Here is a 14800-nt window from a genome sequence, read left to right on the forward strand (position 1 = left end):
AACGCCACGTGCGACCGTTCGCCGCAGCCTTGCTCGTCGCTCTGCTGATCCCGGCACCCGCCGTCGCGGCCAACCCGGGCTGGGAACACCCCGGATACGACGCCGAAGACAGCTTCTACAACCCGAACGAGTCGAAGATCAACGCCAGCACCGTCGGCACGCTCACCCGGCGATGGTCGGTCGCTCTGCGCCGGCAGGAAGAACCCTCCTGCAGCGGCCCGTCGGCTCCGGTGGTGGCCGGAGGATCAGTCCTCGCCACCGACGAAAAGGGAATCTCGTCTTACTCGGCCCTGACCGGGCGCCTCACCTGGAGCTTCGACTGGACCGACCCCGGCGACTCCCACACGCCGTCGATCGCGGTATCGGACGGCGTGGTGGTGCTCGGCAGCGGCGGCTGCAACTCGGCCAGCGACCCCGACGGACGGCTGGTCGCGCTGGACCTCACATCCGGACGCGTCAAATGGCGGCACGAACTCGACCCGCCCGTCGGCTCGTTCGTCGTCGACCGCGGCATGATCGTCGTCTCCGGCGAATCGTCCTCGGACGAGGCGGTGACCGTCGGCTATCGCGCAGCGGACGGGCGCGCAATGTGGCAGAAGCCCGGATACGAAAGCTCGAGCGTTTCCTCAGCCGGCCGCATCCTGGTCACCAAAGGCCGCTCCACATCGGCGATCTCCGTCACCACCGGCGCCGTCATCTGGACCCAACCCGTCTCCCTGTACGCCGAAAGCGCCACCCCCACCCGCTTCCTCGTCACCGACGCGGCCACGCTGCGACTGGTCGACGCGGCCACCGGGGCGCTCCTATGGGTGGCCACCGGCCAACAAAGCAAGCTGCTGGCCACCGACGGTCGACGCATCTACCGGGCAGCGAACCGCACCGTCTCGGCGCTCGACCTGCGCGACGGCCGAACGATCTGGACCCGCACCCTGCCGGTCCCCGCCTCGCAACCCGTACGGGCCGGCGGTCTCCTCTACACCGGAAACGCCGTGCTGTCAGCCGCGTCCGGAGCCGTCGTGAAACGCCACGACGGAGCCTCGGTAGTCATCGGTGGACACCTCTACTCCGTCGCGGACGGGCGATTGGCGGCCTACGCACCACGGCCCTGACGATTGCGGTTAGGTCGTGCGGCTCGCTTTTCAAGTTCGTACGGCCTGACTCCCAACGTCGTCAGCTTCGCCGCGTTGATCCTCCGCATCGCGGGCGGCGCGGTCATCTTCGACCCCGTCGTTGCGAACCGCATCTAACTAGACACCTACGAAGGACTGCGGCTGAATGTTGCCACGCTGGTCCTGGTCACCTGCTAACTTTCCGCCGCCCCGTCCCGCAACCCACCTGAGATGCCGACCCCTTCACCAGGGGCGGCACCTCTGTGGGCGCTATGGGACGACGTGCTTTCGGTGATAGTCCAGATAAGTGACGTCGATGGAGTGAGACGGCATACGCCGCAAGTCGCCGATCTTCTCGTCGTTGGAGCTGTACCGAACGGTCCAGCTGTGGTCGATGTAGATGGCGCCATTGTCAAACATGACGTGATGGTTCGGGCACAGGCACAGGATGTTCCCGACTAGGTCCGGTCCGTGGTGTGGCTTCCCCAGACCTCGAATGTGTGCCGCTTCGGCGTAGAAGCCGACGGGAGTCTCGATGCGGATCCCGCAAATTTGGCAGGCGTTCTGGTGCAGCTTCTTGACCCACTGCGCTTTGGCCGTGCTGCGAACGAGCCGTTGAATCGTAGCCGGCGTACGTGCGACCGGTCCCCGATGCCCGGGAGCCCCAAAGTCCTCATCGTCGATGAGCAGCTCCGGCTGGCTGTCTCGGACTAAGTGGAAACGCCATACCCGATAACCGTGCCGCCCCTTGGCATGCCAGAAGTCGGCAACTCGGTACAGTCCGTCATAGCGCAGGCCAGCCGAAGGCGAGTGGTTGACATCACCGCCAGCGCCGCGAATCACCCGCACCGGGTTGCCATCGATGTGGCTCCGGGCCAGGCCGGCATTGCCCTCGATGAGCTTTTGGTCGGCGATGTGCACGTCGCTATCAGGCCGTCGGCCGCCATGCCCGGTGTAGATCAGTTCATCGCCGAAGTCTTCGTCATCCGGGTAGCCGCCCGATACGACGATAGATTCGGAGCCGTCTTTTCCCCCGCAAATTCCGCCAATAAGCACGCGGTGGACTCCGGCGTCATACAGAGCGCGACGATTGGCGAATGTGGACCCGCGCGGGAAGCCAGTGACCTCCCCGTAGTGCCTGCCAGCCATGTGAACGATCGAACGTTGATTGCTAATAGGCGGCCGACTAGTACGCGCCGGACAACATTACGAGCGACTAGGCAACGGCGGCGGCGAAAGCTGCGAAGAGGTCGCCGGAGAGCGGTGTCTCGAGCCGCCACGTCACGGCCATCGGTCGCTCGCCCTCATGGCTGACATAGGTCGCTGGCCCTAGGAACCAGAACGCGCGGTCGTCGGCCCGGGCCCTGGCGAATAGCAGAATGCGACGGTTCATCGCCACATGCCGCTGATAGCGCAGCCCGGTGGGGCTTGTCGCCGGCAGCGTTGACTGGCTCTCCCAATGGATGAGATCAGGACTGATGGCATAGTCCCGGTAACGAGTCGTCGGCGAGAAGTCACCACTGGTCTTGTCCAAGGTGAAGATCAGGAGGTCCGCGCCCACCTTTGCCGCGTCGTAGACGCCCTCGCGCCAGTCGGGGACCTTCGCACCCGATCCGGCCCCGACCGCGGCGAGAATCTCGATTCTGGTGTAGCGGCCGTGCACCTGAAGGGGAATATCCGCCACGGCCGAGTGCTGGAGATGATCGGGTGCGTCCCGGAGAACGGCCAGCATCTCCTGTAATTCGCGGCGCACTTGAGGGTGTGCCCAGAAGAAGTCGACCGCGCTTTGCAAACCCGTTTCCTTAGCCAGAGCCGTATTACTGATGCTTGCTACCAGCATGCGCAGGAGCCGACGGTCAACTGTGGTCATCTGCTCGATATTGGGCGCGTCACCGACGAGGAAGCTGAGGTAGCCACTCAGGCGCTGGTGATCGTTGACGTGCAGTTGCCGGCCGATCGCGCGACGAAGTGCACCTTCTTCCGGCCCATCCGGGAGAACCGGGAGCCCCGCCGCCTCGAGCATCGTCGACCACGTCCGTCCGGACTTGTCATATACATCTGCTAGCTCGAGGCCGGTCTCGTCAAGGAACTCAGCGAGCGAAACGATGCCCCGGGCCCGGCTCATAGTGCGTAGCTCGTCGACTTTGGCCGCCCAGCGTGAGGGAACGGCCTCCTGCACATTTCGGAGCACGATCTCTTGTGCCACCTTATCGAGTTCCATGTGGCAGCCGGCCGGCAAGAACGGAAACTGGCCCTTGATGGCCTTCTCCAGATCGAGCCGGGTCCCGCCAAGGAGGGCTCGATAACGCCGGTCGAATCGGAACTCGCGCCGGTGCAGGCCGACGAAGTCCAGAACCGTGCATACCGTCTTGCCCTCCGACAGCCGCAGCCCGCGGCCGAGTTGTTGCAGGAAGAGGGTGGCGCTATCGGTGGGACGCAGCATGAGCAGCGTGTCTACTGTGGGCAGATCGACGCCCTCGTTGAAAAGGTCGACCGAGAAAATCACTTGGATGCGCCCGGCTTCTAGAGCGGCCAGAGCGGCGTCTCGGTCGGCGTCGGACGTCCCGCCGTGCACGGCAACCGCGTTAAGTCCGATCGAGCGGAACTGCTCGGCCATGTGCTGGGCGTGCGCGACGCTCACGCAGAATCCAAGACACCGAACTGCACGAACGTTGTCGACCCGGTCGGACAGCTGCTGGAAGACGAGCCGAGCCCACGTGCCATCCGCGACATACTTCTCCGTGAGGGCGTCTACGTCGTAGCCCTGACCGCGGCGCCAAGGCACCTCGCGGAGGTCGACTCCGTCGTGAATCCCGTAGTACGCGAACGGCGTAAGACGCTGCTGTTCGATCGCGTCCCACAGACGCAACTCGGCGGCGATCCGGTCGTCGAACCAATGCAAGATGGGTCGGCCGTCCGTGCGCTCCGGGGTGGCGGTCAGGCCGAGCAACTCCTGCGGCTTGAGTGTGTCGAGCAGGGTTGCGTAGGACTTCGCGGCCGCATGGTGGAACTCGTCGATGATCACGACGTCGAAGTGGTCCTCGGCCAGCCGTTCGAGCCGTTCCTGGGTGAGATTTTGGATTGAGGCAAAGACGTGGTCGAAGTCGCGAGGACGTTCGCGGCTGACCCACAACTCACCAAAGGCGTGATCGCGGAGCGCATGCCGGAAGGTGGCGAGACTCTTGCTCAGGATCTCTCTGCGATGGGCGACGAAGAGCAGCCGGGCCCGGGGCATCCGCCGGCGCAGACGGGCGTAATCCATGGCTGCCATCACCGTCTTGCCCGTGCCAGTGGCCGACACGAGAAGGTTGCGGTGATGTCCGTTGGTCCGGGCCACCTCGATCAGCTCGAGGAGCCGATCCTGAAATGGCTCGAGGCGGATCTCAATGGGACTGAGGATGACCTGATCGCCTCGGTCGGATCGGGAGATCCGGCTGAGGTACTCCTCGAACTGCTCCGGCTCGTACGAGACGAAGTCGCCGCCCTCCCAGTAGGTCTCGAAGATTCCCGCCATCTTCTTGATGACATCGTCGTTGCGAGCGGCCGAGAGCCGAACGTTCCATTCCTTACCGGATATCTGTGCGGAGTGCGTCAGATTGGAGGAGCCCACGTAGGCCGTGTCGAACGAGGTCCTGCGGTGGAAGATCCATGATTTGGCGTGTAGGCGGGTGGACGTCGTGTCGTAGGAAACGCGAATTTCGGCGCCGGCGTCGGCCAGCAGGTCGAGGGCGGCCGCCTCGGTCGATCCGGTGTAAGTCGTAGTCAAGACGCGAAGGCGTCGACCGCGTTCCGTGTGCCGGCGCAGGGCAGTGAGGAGCGGGTTAATCCCGGTCTTGCGGACGAAGGCCATCACGACGTCAACCGCGTCGGCCGACTCAATCTCCTGCATCACCTGGTGAAGGAGTCTCGGCTCGCCAGGAGCGTTGGTGAGGACAGTGGTATCTAGCAGGGGGATAAGTGGACGGGCAGGGACATGTACTGAGCCGTCCGGCAGCTTTTCGCCGAGCGCGGACAAGATGCGACCGGGCTCGATGGCGCGGTCGCCGCGAACGCCGGCGCGAGGCAGCCGCTCGGCGAGGGCATCGGTTAACAGTTGAGCGACCTCGATACCGACAGCGACGCGTTCCTTCTCGCCGATCGACTCCAGAGCGCGCAAGACCTGTCGGGCCAGAAGTTGGGCGATGCGATCGGCCGCGTCGGCGGGTCGTAGGTCTTGCGTCTGCACCAGGTCGGCGTCCACGGCCGCGATCTGGGATAGCAAGGAATCGGTGAGAACCGACTCGTACAGGCCCGGGGAAAGGTCATCTGCCACAAGCTCAGTTTGCCGGATCGAGTGACGCGGCTTGCTTGCTATCGGGCTATGGCAGCGCTGGCCTGCTGGTCAGATAGCGTGGACCCTCCGGGCTTGGTGAGCTAAGGGGAGCACGTGGAGCTGTTGCACTCGGGGAAAGTTCGTGAGGTCTATGCGGATGGGCAGGACATCCTGCTTGTCGCGTCGGACCGGGTCTCGATCTATGACGTTGTGCTTCCCACGGCGATCCCCGACAAAGGGAAGATTCTCACCCAGCTGAGTCTCTGGTGGTTCGAGCAGCTGGCCGACGTGGTGCCCAACCATGTCATCTCCAGCACTGACGTGCCGGCGGAGTGGGCTGGGCGGGCTGTGCGGTGTGAGCGGCTCGACATGGTCATGGTGGAGTGCATCGCGCGGGGTTATCTGGCTGGGTCGGGGCTCAAGGAGTATGAGCGGGACGGCGCGGTGTCCGGGGTTGAGTTGCCGGCGGGGCTGATCGAGGCGTCGCAGCTGCCGGAGCCGATTTTCACGCCGACGACCAAGGTGGCCCCGGGGGAGGGGCACGACGAGTTCATGACGTACGGGGATGTGGAGGAAGCCCTCGACAAGGAGCGGGCGGCCGAGCTGAAGCGGATCACCCTTGAGGTGTATCGGCGTGGGCAGGAAGTGGCCGAGGCCAAGGGCATCATCATCGCTGACACGAAAATTGAGCTGGGAATGGGCGCGGACGGCGTGTTGAAGCTGGGTGATGAGCTGCTCACGCCGGATTCGTCGCGGTTCTGGGCGGCCGATGAATGGAAGCCGGGTGGCACGCCGCGTTATCTCGACAAGCAGTTCCTGCGGGACTGGTCGTCGTCGTTGACCGGCTGGGACCGGACGGCGCCGGGGCCGGAGATCCCGGACGAGGTTGTCGAGGCCACCCGCAACCGGTACGTCGAGGTCTACGAGCGGCTCACCGGGGACCGCTGGGCTTGAAGCGGGGGGTAGCCACCCACCACGCCGGCTGGGGTGCATTGCCGTTGCGCTTGTTGTAGAGGCGGAACCCGTACGCGCAACAGATGGCCGCGATGAGTGCGCCCGTCCAGCCGCCGAAGATGACGCACAGCGGGGCGAGTATCCACAGGGCTACCGCCGCCGTTGTGTAGAGGCGCGGTTTGGGCGTGCTCATCCGTTGCATGCGCCGGCAGAACGCGGGGTCGGTTGAGCGCAGCTGGGTCACCAGGTCGTCGAATGCGACCTTCTCCTTGGGGTCGAGCACAGAGCCACCTCCGCTGTCGGACCACCCGCCGGGTCAGGGGATACCCACCGTTGCGAAGCGATAACCCGCAATGGTGGTTGCAGCAAAGCTTCGGCAGATTCGCGCCAGACAGCAAACTTCCTAAGCAGCCCTTATGCCTCTAAAAACGGGCAAGATGGACAGCACTGACGCCTATCGGGGGTCCTTCGAAAGTGGCGCCCCGGCATATACGAAGAGTGGCCAAAGTAGAGCGTCAAAATCAATAGCCGTGAATATTGCACCCGAGGTGCCTATTGATGAAACGGCCGGAAAGCAAAAAGGCCCGGGAAATCCCGGGCCGGACGGTTGGCGAACCGTCAGGGTGCACTGCTGTCGGCGAACTGGGCGGCTTCTTTGCCGCAGCCCGCACAGGCCATCTGGTCACCGCAGTCGGGGCACCAGGTATTGGCGCGCCGCAAATACCACCCCAGGGCGACGCCGGCGAGCAGGCTCAGCAGGCCGACGACGGCCGCGACGGTGACCGCGCCGGTCATGCCGCGGAGCCCCGGACGGGAAGGCTGGTCGGCGTGTAGACGCCGCGGCCGAGGTGGCGCCGGTCGACGGCCGGGTCTTCGCTCGAGCGGGCGGTGACGTACGGAGCGGTGAACGTGTCGACCCCGGTGCCGAGGTGGGCTCCGGGGCGGTAGGTCACGGTGACCGCGCGGGGGGAAGCCGCCTCGATCACTCCGGCGCGCCAGCCGTCGCGGTAGACCCACACGCGATCGGAGGGGTGGTAGCTGTCGGCGGGTGCCACATCTCCGGGGTCACGCTGGGGCGGAGCGGTGGTCGGGGCGGACGTCGGTGCCGTGGACATCGAGATGACCCTCCAAGATCTCGGGGACTCGGTCGTCCTGGTGGCGGGGGAACGCCACCGTGCCTTGCCTGTCGGCCGAGGAGCCGAACTTTCCACCACGCTGTGTATGCAGGCGGTGCGTGTCTGTCAGCTATCATGCTCGCGTACAAAGGCGTTCGCAAGGCCGGATGCACGTGCATTCGCAGCGGGCAGACGCTCGGGCGGGCGTCGCGTCTGTTTCGTTGTGGACGATCTCCCCCTTAGGATGCTGTGGGACTGCGGCCGGGCAGCCCCTAGAGACCGATGACGAGGAGCCAGGTGAGCGCGGGTACGCAGCAGGAGGAGGCGCCGACCGGTGGCCCCACCGTTCTGCGCATTCTGCTCGGGACCCAGCTCCGCAGGCTGCGTGAGGCCAGGGCTATCTCCCGCGAGGATGCGGGCTGGGAGATCCGGGCCTCGGGATCGAAGATCAGCCGCATGGAGCTGGGCCGGGTCAGTTTCAAGGAGCGCGACGTCAGCGACCTTCTGACCCTGTACGGCGTGACCGAGCCCAACGAGCGTGAGGCGCTGCTCGTGCTGGCCCGGCAGGCCAACAACCCGGGCTGGTGGCAGCAGTTCAGCGACGTGATGCCGGGCTGGTTCCAGTCCTACCTCGGGCTCGAGGCGGCCGCGACGCTGATCCGGACGTACGAGATCCAGTTCGTGCCCGGTCTGCTGCAGACGCCGGACTACGCGCGTGCGGTCATCATGCTCGGCCACGCCGGGGTCACGCCCGAGGAGATGAACAAGCGGGTCGAGCTCCGCCGTCAGCGCCAGGCCATCCTGGACCGTCCCGAGGGCCCTCAGCTGTGGGCGGTCATCGACGAGGCGGTTCTGCGCCGGCCCATCGGCGGCGTCGAGATCATGAAGGCTCAGATCGAGTTCCTCATCGAGGCGTCCAAGAAGCCGAACGTACGGCTGCAGATCATCCCGTTCCACGCCGGCGGTCACGCCGCGGCGGGCGGCCCGTTCGCGATTCTGCGCTTCCCCGAGCCCGAGCTGCCCGATGTGGTCTACGTCGAGCAGCTGACGAGCGCCATCTATCTGGACAAGCGCGAGGACGTCGACCAGTACGCGATGGCCATGGAACGGGTCTGCATCGACGCCGAACCGCCGAACCACACGCCGGAGATTCTGGGCAAACTTCTCCACGAGGTGGGGCGTCCGGCCTGATCTTTCGCGACTCTCTGGAGCCGCGACCCAACCGGCGGTACGCTCGGCGCACTCGCTTATCCGCATTGCGCGGCTGGCAAGTGCTGGTAAGGGCTCGCCCACGTCCGCTGCCGACGACCGTGGACGAGACCGCATTACCGTCCCGGGTCCTGCCTGGCTTGAACCGCTAGGCAGGCCCATCCCTTTCCGGGGCACGCGGCCTGATTCGTCGCGTTACCCGGCCATCTCATCGTCGCGCCGCCTGTCAACTGGCGGTCGTGGTCGGACGGATGGCTCTGAAGCCTCGCTCGGGACGCGGAGATGGGCACGTCACGAACGAGACGGCCGGCCGTTGTCGGCCAGCGTGGCCGGCCCGATGACGGACGACTCTCGCTGATGGCTCAGGCGAGCAGGTTGTCGAAGTCACCGTCGCGGACGCCGCCGAGGAAAGCCTCGATCTCGGCCCGCGTGTAGATGAGCGCCGGACCCTCGGGGTCGCGGGAGTTGCGCATGGCCACCTCGCCGTTGGAGAGGAGGGCGGCCTCGACGCAGTTGCCACTGGGGTTGCTGCGCCGGCTCTTCTGCCAGGTGACACCTTCCAACTGGCCGGCGGGGATGCCGTTGACCGCGTACTGCATGTTGACGCTCCCTTGTTTTCCTCCGGTCGGGGATCGTCCGGAGTCAAATGATCTCCGATGAGCAACTGCCGGCTTACAGCTTGTGCGAATGCACGTGCATCTGGCCTTGCGTACTCACGGGATTGTGAGCATGATAACGCACGTACGAAACTCGTAGGTATCACTTACGGTGACATCTTTGAGTGACGGACCGGTCGCGGAAACGCTGTTTCGCGGCCTCGGCGCGAGGCTCCTTGGCGGGGGCGTCCTAGCGGGAGGTAACGAGATGACCGTTCCCAACATCGGTCCGGAGCGCTTCGACCAGGGGGATTCGTTCGCTGTGGAGCTGCGGATGGGCAACCCGGCCGCGCTCGGCCGAGACGTGCCGATCACCGACGATGTCAGTGCCGCCACGGCCCGGGCAACCGCAATTTCACACCGATTCGGGGGTGTCAGGTATGCCCTGTCCCGCCCGGTCACCCGCTCGGCGGACACCCGGCCGGAGGCCGACGAGGGGGATGCCGATGCCCGAAATTGATCGCAGCCGGCAGTCGGCGGGGCGTCGGCCTTGATCACTTGGAGTGATGGATTGGCGTCGCAATACGGATTGCCCGCGGTGATTCTCCGCGGGCACACTGTGATTACGGACCGTCGCCGCTAAGTGGACGGTCCCCCGGGATCGGTTGCTACACGGCAAGTTCCCGGTCACGACCTGCCCCAAACTTCACCAGCGCGCCGCGTCACCCGGGCGCGCGACCCTGGCTCCGGCCGGGTCGTCCGGTTCCCCCGTGCCGGGCGGCCCGGCCGGTTCGGCATCACCAGCCGCACGTACGCCGCCTCGACCACCAGTGTCCGAAGTCGACCATCAAGAGGGCGCGGGCGCAACGACCCGTCGACGCCCGCCAAGAGCGATGCGCCGACAAACGTGATCCGCCACATGAACGTTGCGCCATGACGCGCTTTTGAAGCTCGTATGAAGGTCGAGGGGCACCGTCTTCGGCTCGGAACAGGTGCCGGCTACGGCTCCAACATGACCCCGATGCAGCCGCCGGAGTAATCTCAACGCCACCGGCGTCCAGTACCGGGGCCGCGGCCGAAGGATCAGGGTTTGCGGGCCACGCCCGCCCAGTAGTAGGCCGCCTCAGGGTTGTCCGAGGGCTCGTCCGGGCGCCAGCTCGACACCGGCACCAGGCCCGGCTCCAGCAGCTCCCAGTCGCCGAAGAAGCGTTCGACGTCGGCCCGGGGTCGCGCGACCAGCGTCATGCCGGCCTCGCGAGCTGCCGCGACCGCCTCGTGCACCTCGTCGGGCGCGAAGTCGGCGGTCGGGTGGGTGATCGCGAGCAGGCTGCCCGACGGCATTGCGTCGCGCAGGGCGGCCACCTTGCTCCACGGATCCTCGTCATCGGCGATCAGCATCAGGATGGCGATCAGGGTGAGGCCGACCGGCTCGTCGAAGTCGAGCGTGTCGCGGAGCACCTTGTCGTTCAGGATCGACTCGGGGGCGCGGATGTCGGCCGAGATGTATTCGCTGCGGCCCTCGTCCGTGCTGATCATCAGGGCGCGTGCGTGGACCAGGACGATCGGGTCGTTGTCGACGTAGACCACGCGGGCCGTGGGCACGATCTTCTGCGCGATCTCGTGCAGGTTGGGCCGGGTCGGGATGCCCGTCCCGATGTCGAGGAACTGGTCGATGCCTTCCTTCTGCACCAGGTCGCGGACCGCGCGGTGGACGAACTTCCGGTTTTCGCCGGCCATGTGGCGCATGCCGGGGATCGCCTTGATCATGGCTTCGCCGACGGCCCGGTCGACCGCGAAGTTGTCCTTGCCGCCCAGCCAGTAGTCGTAGATGCGGGCCGAGTGGGGCACGTTGATGTTGACGCCGGGCGGCGCTACTTCGGGCACCGGGGGAACCTCGTCCACGCGTCCGCCTCCTCGCCCGACCCGCACCGGGTCGTTCGTCCGTCAGTTGATAAAGCGTAGCGGTCCCCGGCGATCACATCGAGACCGCTCGCTGACGGGAGGTTGCAGGTCAGGCCGCGGAAGCCCGATCGCGATAGGAATGGCTGCGGTCGGGGCCGGGCACTCCGCAAACGACCTGGTCACGGCCGCCGTGCTTGGCCGCGTAGAGGTTGCGGTCGGCTGTGGACAACAGGCCGGGCTGCGTACGGGATTCAGCCTCGCTGACCCCGGCCACGCCGATGCTGACCGTGACCGGCAGCCCGTGGGTGATGCCGGCCCAATCGTACGCGCGGACGGCCTGGCGGATGCCGTCGATCTCGTGGCCGGCCCGGGCCGCGGGACAGCCGGGCAGCACGATCAGGAATTCCTCGCCACCCATCCGGGCGACGAACCCGTCGGAGCTCACGACGGCCAGTTCCGTCTCGAGCAGCTTGGCCACCTGCACCAGCACCTGGTCGCCGACGTCGTGCGAGAGCTGGTCGTTGATCCGCTTGAAGTGATCGAGGTCGACGATCGCCACGGTCAGGTCGGGGTCGTTGTCGATCAGCCGCGGAAGTTGCTCGTCGAGGTAGCGACGGTTGCGCAGGCCGGTCAGCGGGTCGCGCCGGGCCTGCTCGCGGAAGCGCTCCGCCTCCTGGCGGGCCTCGGCCGTCTCGAACATCGCTTGCCGGGTGCGAGCCTGCGCCTCGCGCTGGCTGGACTGCAGCACCTTGTAGGCCGCGAAGAAGACCTTGTGCGCCTCGTACGCCTCGGCGAACTCGCCCCGGGCGGCGTGCAGCTCGGCCTGCTCCTGGTGGGTCTGCACGAGGAAATGGCCGAGCTCGCGGTCGGTGCAGAGCCGGCGCGACTCGTCGAGGCTGGCCTGGGCCCGCTCGTAGGCCCCCAGCCCGCGCTGGGCCCGGGCCAGGTTGAGCAGGTATTCGGGCATGGCGTCGGCGTCGTGCCGGCGCATCGACCGGTACTTCTCGATGGAGGCCTGCATGGTGCGCTCGGCCGCGGCGTACTGTCCGTTGCTCATCTCGATCGCGCCGATGGTGTCGAGCACCGTGGCGTCGAGCTCGTAGCCGTGCTTGGCGGAGAGCGCGCGCAGCTTTTCCGCGACCCGCGCGGCCAGCTCGAAGTTGCCGGCCGCGTGCTCCGAGTAGGCGTAGTTGTTGAGCACGTAGAGCAGCAGGAAGGGCCGGTCGAGCTCGACGGTGAGACGCTCGGCCTGGGCGAACCGCTCGCGGGCGGGCTCCATCGAGCCGGCGAAGGCCAGCGAGTCGGCCAGCTTGGCCCGGTGCCAGATCTGCATGAAGTCGGTGGCGGTGTCGTCGAGCAGCTCGACGCTGCGGACGGCGTGCTCGAGGCTCTGTGCGGCGTCGCCCAGGTGGCGGTGGATGGCGGCCCAGATGAGGTGGATGCGCGCGGTCAGCTGGCGGGCGCCGTTGTCGGCGGCCCACTGGTGGAGCTGCCACATGCGCTGCGCGGCGTCGGCGACGTCGCCTGCGCGCATCCGCATGTTGACCTGGCTGAGCCGGGCTCGGGCGACGAGCAGGTCATCGCCGAGGAGCCGGGCCTGTCGCTCGTAGCGCTGGGCCAGTTCGAGGGTGGGGGCGGCATCCCAGTGGATCTCGTCTTCCAGCTCGAGGAGGGCGGCGTCCAACCGCTCCGCGTCGAGCACTTCCCGTCCGTGATCCACGTGGCCAACCCCCTTTCGCTTCTGGGCCACTGATCGTCAGCATCGCCCGTCGGTTGAGGGATTCGCCATGATCAGCGTTCTGCTTCCGAAGGTTAGCTCTCGGTAGCGCCGTGATTCCATGGTCACAGACGTGAGCAATGTCGCCACAGAAGGTTACATAGACCACACGCGACGACGGCGCCCGCCGAAGCGGGCGCCGTCGTGATCAGCAGGTCAGCGGCTCAGTGCCGGCACGGGCTCCTGGTCCTGGGCGGGGGAGGGGGTCACGTCGACGGTCGAGCGCAGCGAGGTCGGCCGCATGAGCACCGCGGCCACCACGCCGACCACCGCGATCGCCGCGCTGATCAGGAAGATGTGCCCGGTCGCGTCGCCGTAGGCGGCCCGCACGATGTGCTGGATCGAGTCCGGCAGCGCGGCCAAGTTCAGTGTGCTGCCGCCGCTCGTGCTGCCGGCGGGAACGCCCGCACTGGCCAGGTCACGAGTGATCTGGTCGCTGACCCGGTGGGCGAGCACCGCGCCGAGCACCGAGACGCCGATCGTGCCGCCGAGCGAGCGGAAGAACGCGATTGTCGAGCTGGCCGCGCCGATGTCCTTGAGCGAGACCGTGTTCTGCACCGAGAGCACCAGGTTCTGCATCGACATGCCGACACCCGCGCCGACCAGGGCCATCGCCACGCCGACGAACCAGAGCGGGGTCTGGTGGTCGAGAAAGGAGAGCAGGGCGAAGCCGCCCACGAGCACGATCGTGCCGGTGACGATGTACGGCTTGATCCGGCCGCTCTTGGTGATCATGCGGCCCGAGACCGTCGACGAGACCAGGATGCCGGCCATCATCGGGATCGTCAGCAGGCCGGCCTCGGTGGGGCTGTAACCCCGGCCGATCTGGAAGTACTGCCCCAGGAAGACCGCGCCGCCGAACATCGCCATGCCGACCGCGAGGCTCGCGATGATCGACAGGGCCGTGCCGCGCTGCTTGACGATGTCGAGCGGGACCACCGGCTCGGCGACCCGGGACTCGACCCAGACGGCGGCGGCCAGCAGGAGCAGGCCGGGGCCGACCATGGCCAGGGTCGGCCAGGAGATCCAGGCGAAGTTGCTGTCGACGAACGAGACCCAGACGAGCAGGACGCTGACGCCCGCGGCGATCAGAGTCGCGCCGAGGTAATCGATCTTCACGTCGGCCCGGCGGATGACCTCGAGGTTGAGGGTCTTCTGCAGCACGACCAGGGCGACCACCGCGATGGGGGCGCCGATGAAGAAGCACCAGCGCCAGCCGAGCCAGTCGGTGTCGACGATCAGGCCACCCAGCAGCGGGCCGCCGACCGTGGCCAGCGCCATGACGCCGCCCAGGTAACCGTTGTAGCGCCCGCGCTCGCGGGGCGGGATCATCGCGGCGATCGCGACCTGCACCAGCGCCTGCACACCACCCATGCCGAGACCTTGGAAGGCGCGGGCGGCGATCAGCTGACCGGCGGTCTGCGAGAAGCCGGCGATGATCGAGCCGAGGACGAACACCACGATCGCGATCTGGACCAGGAGCTTCTTGCTGTACAGGTCGGCCAGCTTGCCCCAGATCGGGGTGGAGGCGGTGGCGGTGAGCAGGGTCGCGGTGACGACCCAGGTGTACTGCGTCTGGCTGCCCTCGAGCGCGCCGATGATCTTCGGCAGTGCCGTGGACACGATGGTCGAGCTGGCCATCGCGACGAAGAGCACCAGCAGGAGGCCGGAGAGGGCCTCCATGATCTGGCGGTGGGACATGGCGCCCGGGCGGGTGCCGACGGTGGTGGCGCTCATGCGCGCGGCCTTCTCTCTCGGAGCAACTGATTGCTTCATACAACTATCTAGAGAGATTGCCTATTGCGCAAGTTTGCTCGTTGAGAAGG

13 protein-coding genes are annotated in these 14800 nt (G+C 66.6%); 4 read left to right on the forward strand and 9 right to left on the reverse strand.

Annotation, left to right across the window (positions count from 1 at the left end; translation table 11 throughout):
- Positions 1-8 precede the first annotated feature (8 nt).
- Positions 9-1109, forward strand: coding sequence for an outer membrane protein assembly factor BamB family protein (locus BKA14_RS32240; protein WP_184954557.1), 1101 nt, complete (start codon positions 9-11; stop codon positions 1107-1109).
- A 270-nt stretch (positions 1110-1379) separates the two neighbouring features.
- Here BKA14_RS32240 and BKA14_RS32245 read toward each other — a convergent pair whose 3' ends face one another.
- A complete protein-coding gene (locus BKA14_RS32245; protein ID WP_184954558.1) occupies positions 1380-2258 on the reverse strand; it encodes a YDG/SRA domain-containing protein in 879 nt (292 codons plus the stop codon).
- Positions 2259-2325: 67 nt separating this feature from the next.
- Positions 2326-5421, reverse strand: a complete 3096-nt coding sequence (locus BKA14_RS32250; protein WP_184954559.1) for a DUF3427 domain-containing protein — start codon at positions 5419-5421, stop codon at positions 2326-2328.
- Between the two features lie 114 nt (positions 5422-5535).
- Between BKA14_RS32250 and BKA14_RS32255 the strand changes: the two genes are divergently transcribed.
- Positions 5536-6375, forward strand: coding sequence for a phosphoribosylaminoimidazolesuccinocarboxamide synthase (locus BKA14_RS32255; protein ID WP_184954560.1), 840 nt, complete (start codon positions 5536-5538; stop codon positions 6373-6375).
- Here the strand turns inward: BKA14_RS32255 and BKA14_RS32260 are convergent.
- The 3 genes from BKA14_RS32260 to BKA14_RS32270 form a co-directional block, all read right to left on the reverse strand.
- On the reverse strand, positions 6353-6658 hold the full coding sequence (locus tag BKA14_RS32260) for a DUF3040 domain-containing protein (protein ID WP_184954561.1): 306 nt from the start codon (positions 6656-6658) through the stop codon (positions 6353-6355). The genes BKA14_RS32255 and BKA14_RS32260 overlap by 23 nt on opposite strands.
- Before the next feature lie 335 nt (positions 6659-6993).
- Complete coding sequence (locus tag BKA14_RS32265; protein WP_184954562.1) at positions 6994-7170, reverse strand: hypothetical protein; 177 nt, start codon at positions 7168-7170, stop codon at positions 6994-6996.
- Positions 7167-7490 carry a hypothetical protein gene (locus BKA14_RS32270; RefSeq protein ID WP_184954563.1) on the reverse strand — a complete coding sequence of 108 codons (324 nt, stop codon included), beginning with the start codon at positions 7488-7490 and terminating at the stop codon, positions 7167-7169. Before BKA14_RS32270 ends, BKA14_RS32265 begins: the two co-directional genes overlap by 4 nt.
- 282 nt (positions 7491-7772) lie before the next feature.
- On the opposite strand from BKA14_RS32270, the gene BKA14_RS32275 reads away from it, so the two are divergent.
- A complete protein-coding gene (locus tag BKA14_RS32275) occupies positions 7773-8681 on the forward strand; it encodes a Sco1979 family transcriptional regulator (protein WP_184954564.1) in 909 nt (302 codons plus the stop codon).
- 380 nt (positions 8682-9061) lie between these two features.
- Here BKA14_RS32275 and BKA14_RS32280 read toward each other — a convergent pair whose 3' ends face one another.
- Entirely contained in the window at positions 9062-9298 is a 237-nt protein-coding gene (locus BKA14_RS32280) for a DUF397 domain-containing protein (protein WP_184954565.1), read from the reverse strand.
- A 265-nt stretch (positions 9299-9563) separates the two neighbouring features.
- Between BKA14_RS32280 and BKA14_RS32285 the strand changes: the two genes are divergently transcribed.
- Positions 9564-9815, forward strand: coding sequence for a hypothetical protein (locus BKA14_RS32285; RefSeq protein ID WP_184954566.1), 252 nt, complete (start codon positions 9564-9566; stop codon positions 9813-9815).
- A gap of 563 nt (positions 9816-10378) precedes the next feature.
- Here the strand turns inward: BKA14_RS32285 and BKA14_RS32290 are convergent.
- The 3 genes from BKA14_RS32290 to BKA14_RS32300 form a co-directional block, all read right to left on the reverse strand.
- On the reverse strand, positions 10379-11197 hold the full coding sequence (locus BKA14_RS32290) for an SAM-dependent methyltransferase (RefSeq protein ID WP_184954567.1): 819 nt from the start codon (positions 11195-11197) through the stop codon (positions 10379-10381).
- Positions 11198-11306: 109 nt separating this feature from the next.
- Entirely contained in the window at positions 11307-12917 is a 1611-nt protein-coding gene (locus BKA14_RS32295) for a GGDEF domain-containing protein (RefSeq protein WP_239093190.1), read from the reverse strand.
- 213 nt (positions 12918-13130) lie between these two features.
- Positions 13131-14711 carry an MDR family MFS transporter gene (locus tag BKA14_RS32300; protein WP_184954568.1) on the reverse strand — a complete coding sequence of 527 codons (1581 nt, stop codon included), beginning with the start codon at positions 14709-14711 and terminating at the stop codon, positions 13131-13133.
- Positions 14712-14800: the final 89 nt, after the last annotated feature.

The organism is Paractinoplanes abujensis, assembly GCF_014204895.1.
Lineage (GTDB): Bacteria > Actinomycetota > Actinomycetes > Mycobacteriales > Micromonosporaceae > Actinoplanes > Actinoplanes abujensis.

Coding starts and splice junctions, on each gene's coding strand:
- BKA14_RS32245 (WP_184954558.1), bottom strand. CDS start 2,258: ATGGCTGGCAGGCACTACGGGGAGGTCACTGGCTTCCCGCGCGGGTCC.
- BKA14_RS32300 (WP_184954568.1), bottom strand. CDS start 14,711: ATGAGCGCCACCACCGTCGGCACCCGCCCGGGCGCCATGTCCCACCGC.
- BKA14_RS32275 (WP_184954564.1), top strand. CDS start 7,773: ATGACGAGGAGCCAGGTGAGCGCGGGTACGCAGCAGGAGGAGGCGCCG.
- BKA14_RS32270 (WP_184954563.1), bottom strand. CDS start 7,490: ATGTCCACGGCACCGACGTCCGCCCCGACCACCGCTCCGCCCCAGCGT.
- BKA14_RS32285 (WP_184954566.1), top strand. CDS start 9,564: ATGACCGTTCCCAACATCGGTCCGGAGCGCTTCGACCAGGGGGATTCG.
- BKA14_RS32280 (WP_184954565.1), bottom strand. CDS start 9,298: ATGCAGTACGCGGTCAACGGCATCCCCGCCGGCCAGTTGGAAGGTGTC.
- BKA14_RS32265 (WP_184954562.1), bottom strand. CDS start 7,170: ATGACCGGCGCGGTCACCGTCGCGGCCGTCGTCGGCCTGCTGAGCCTG.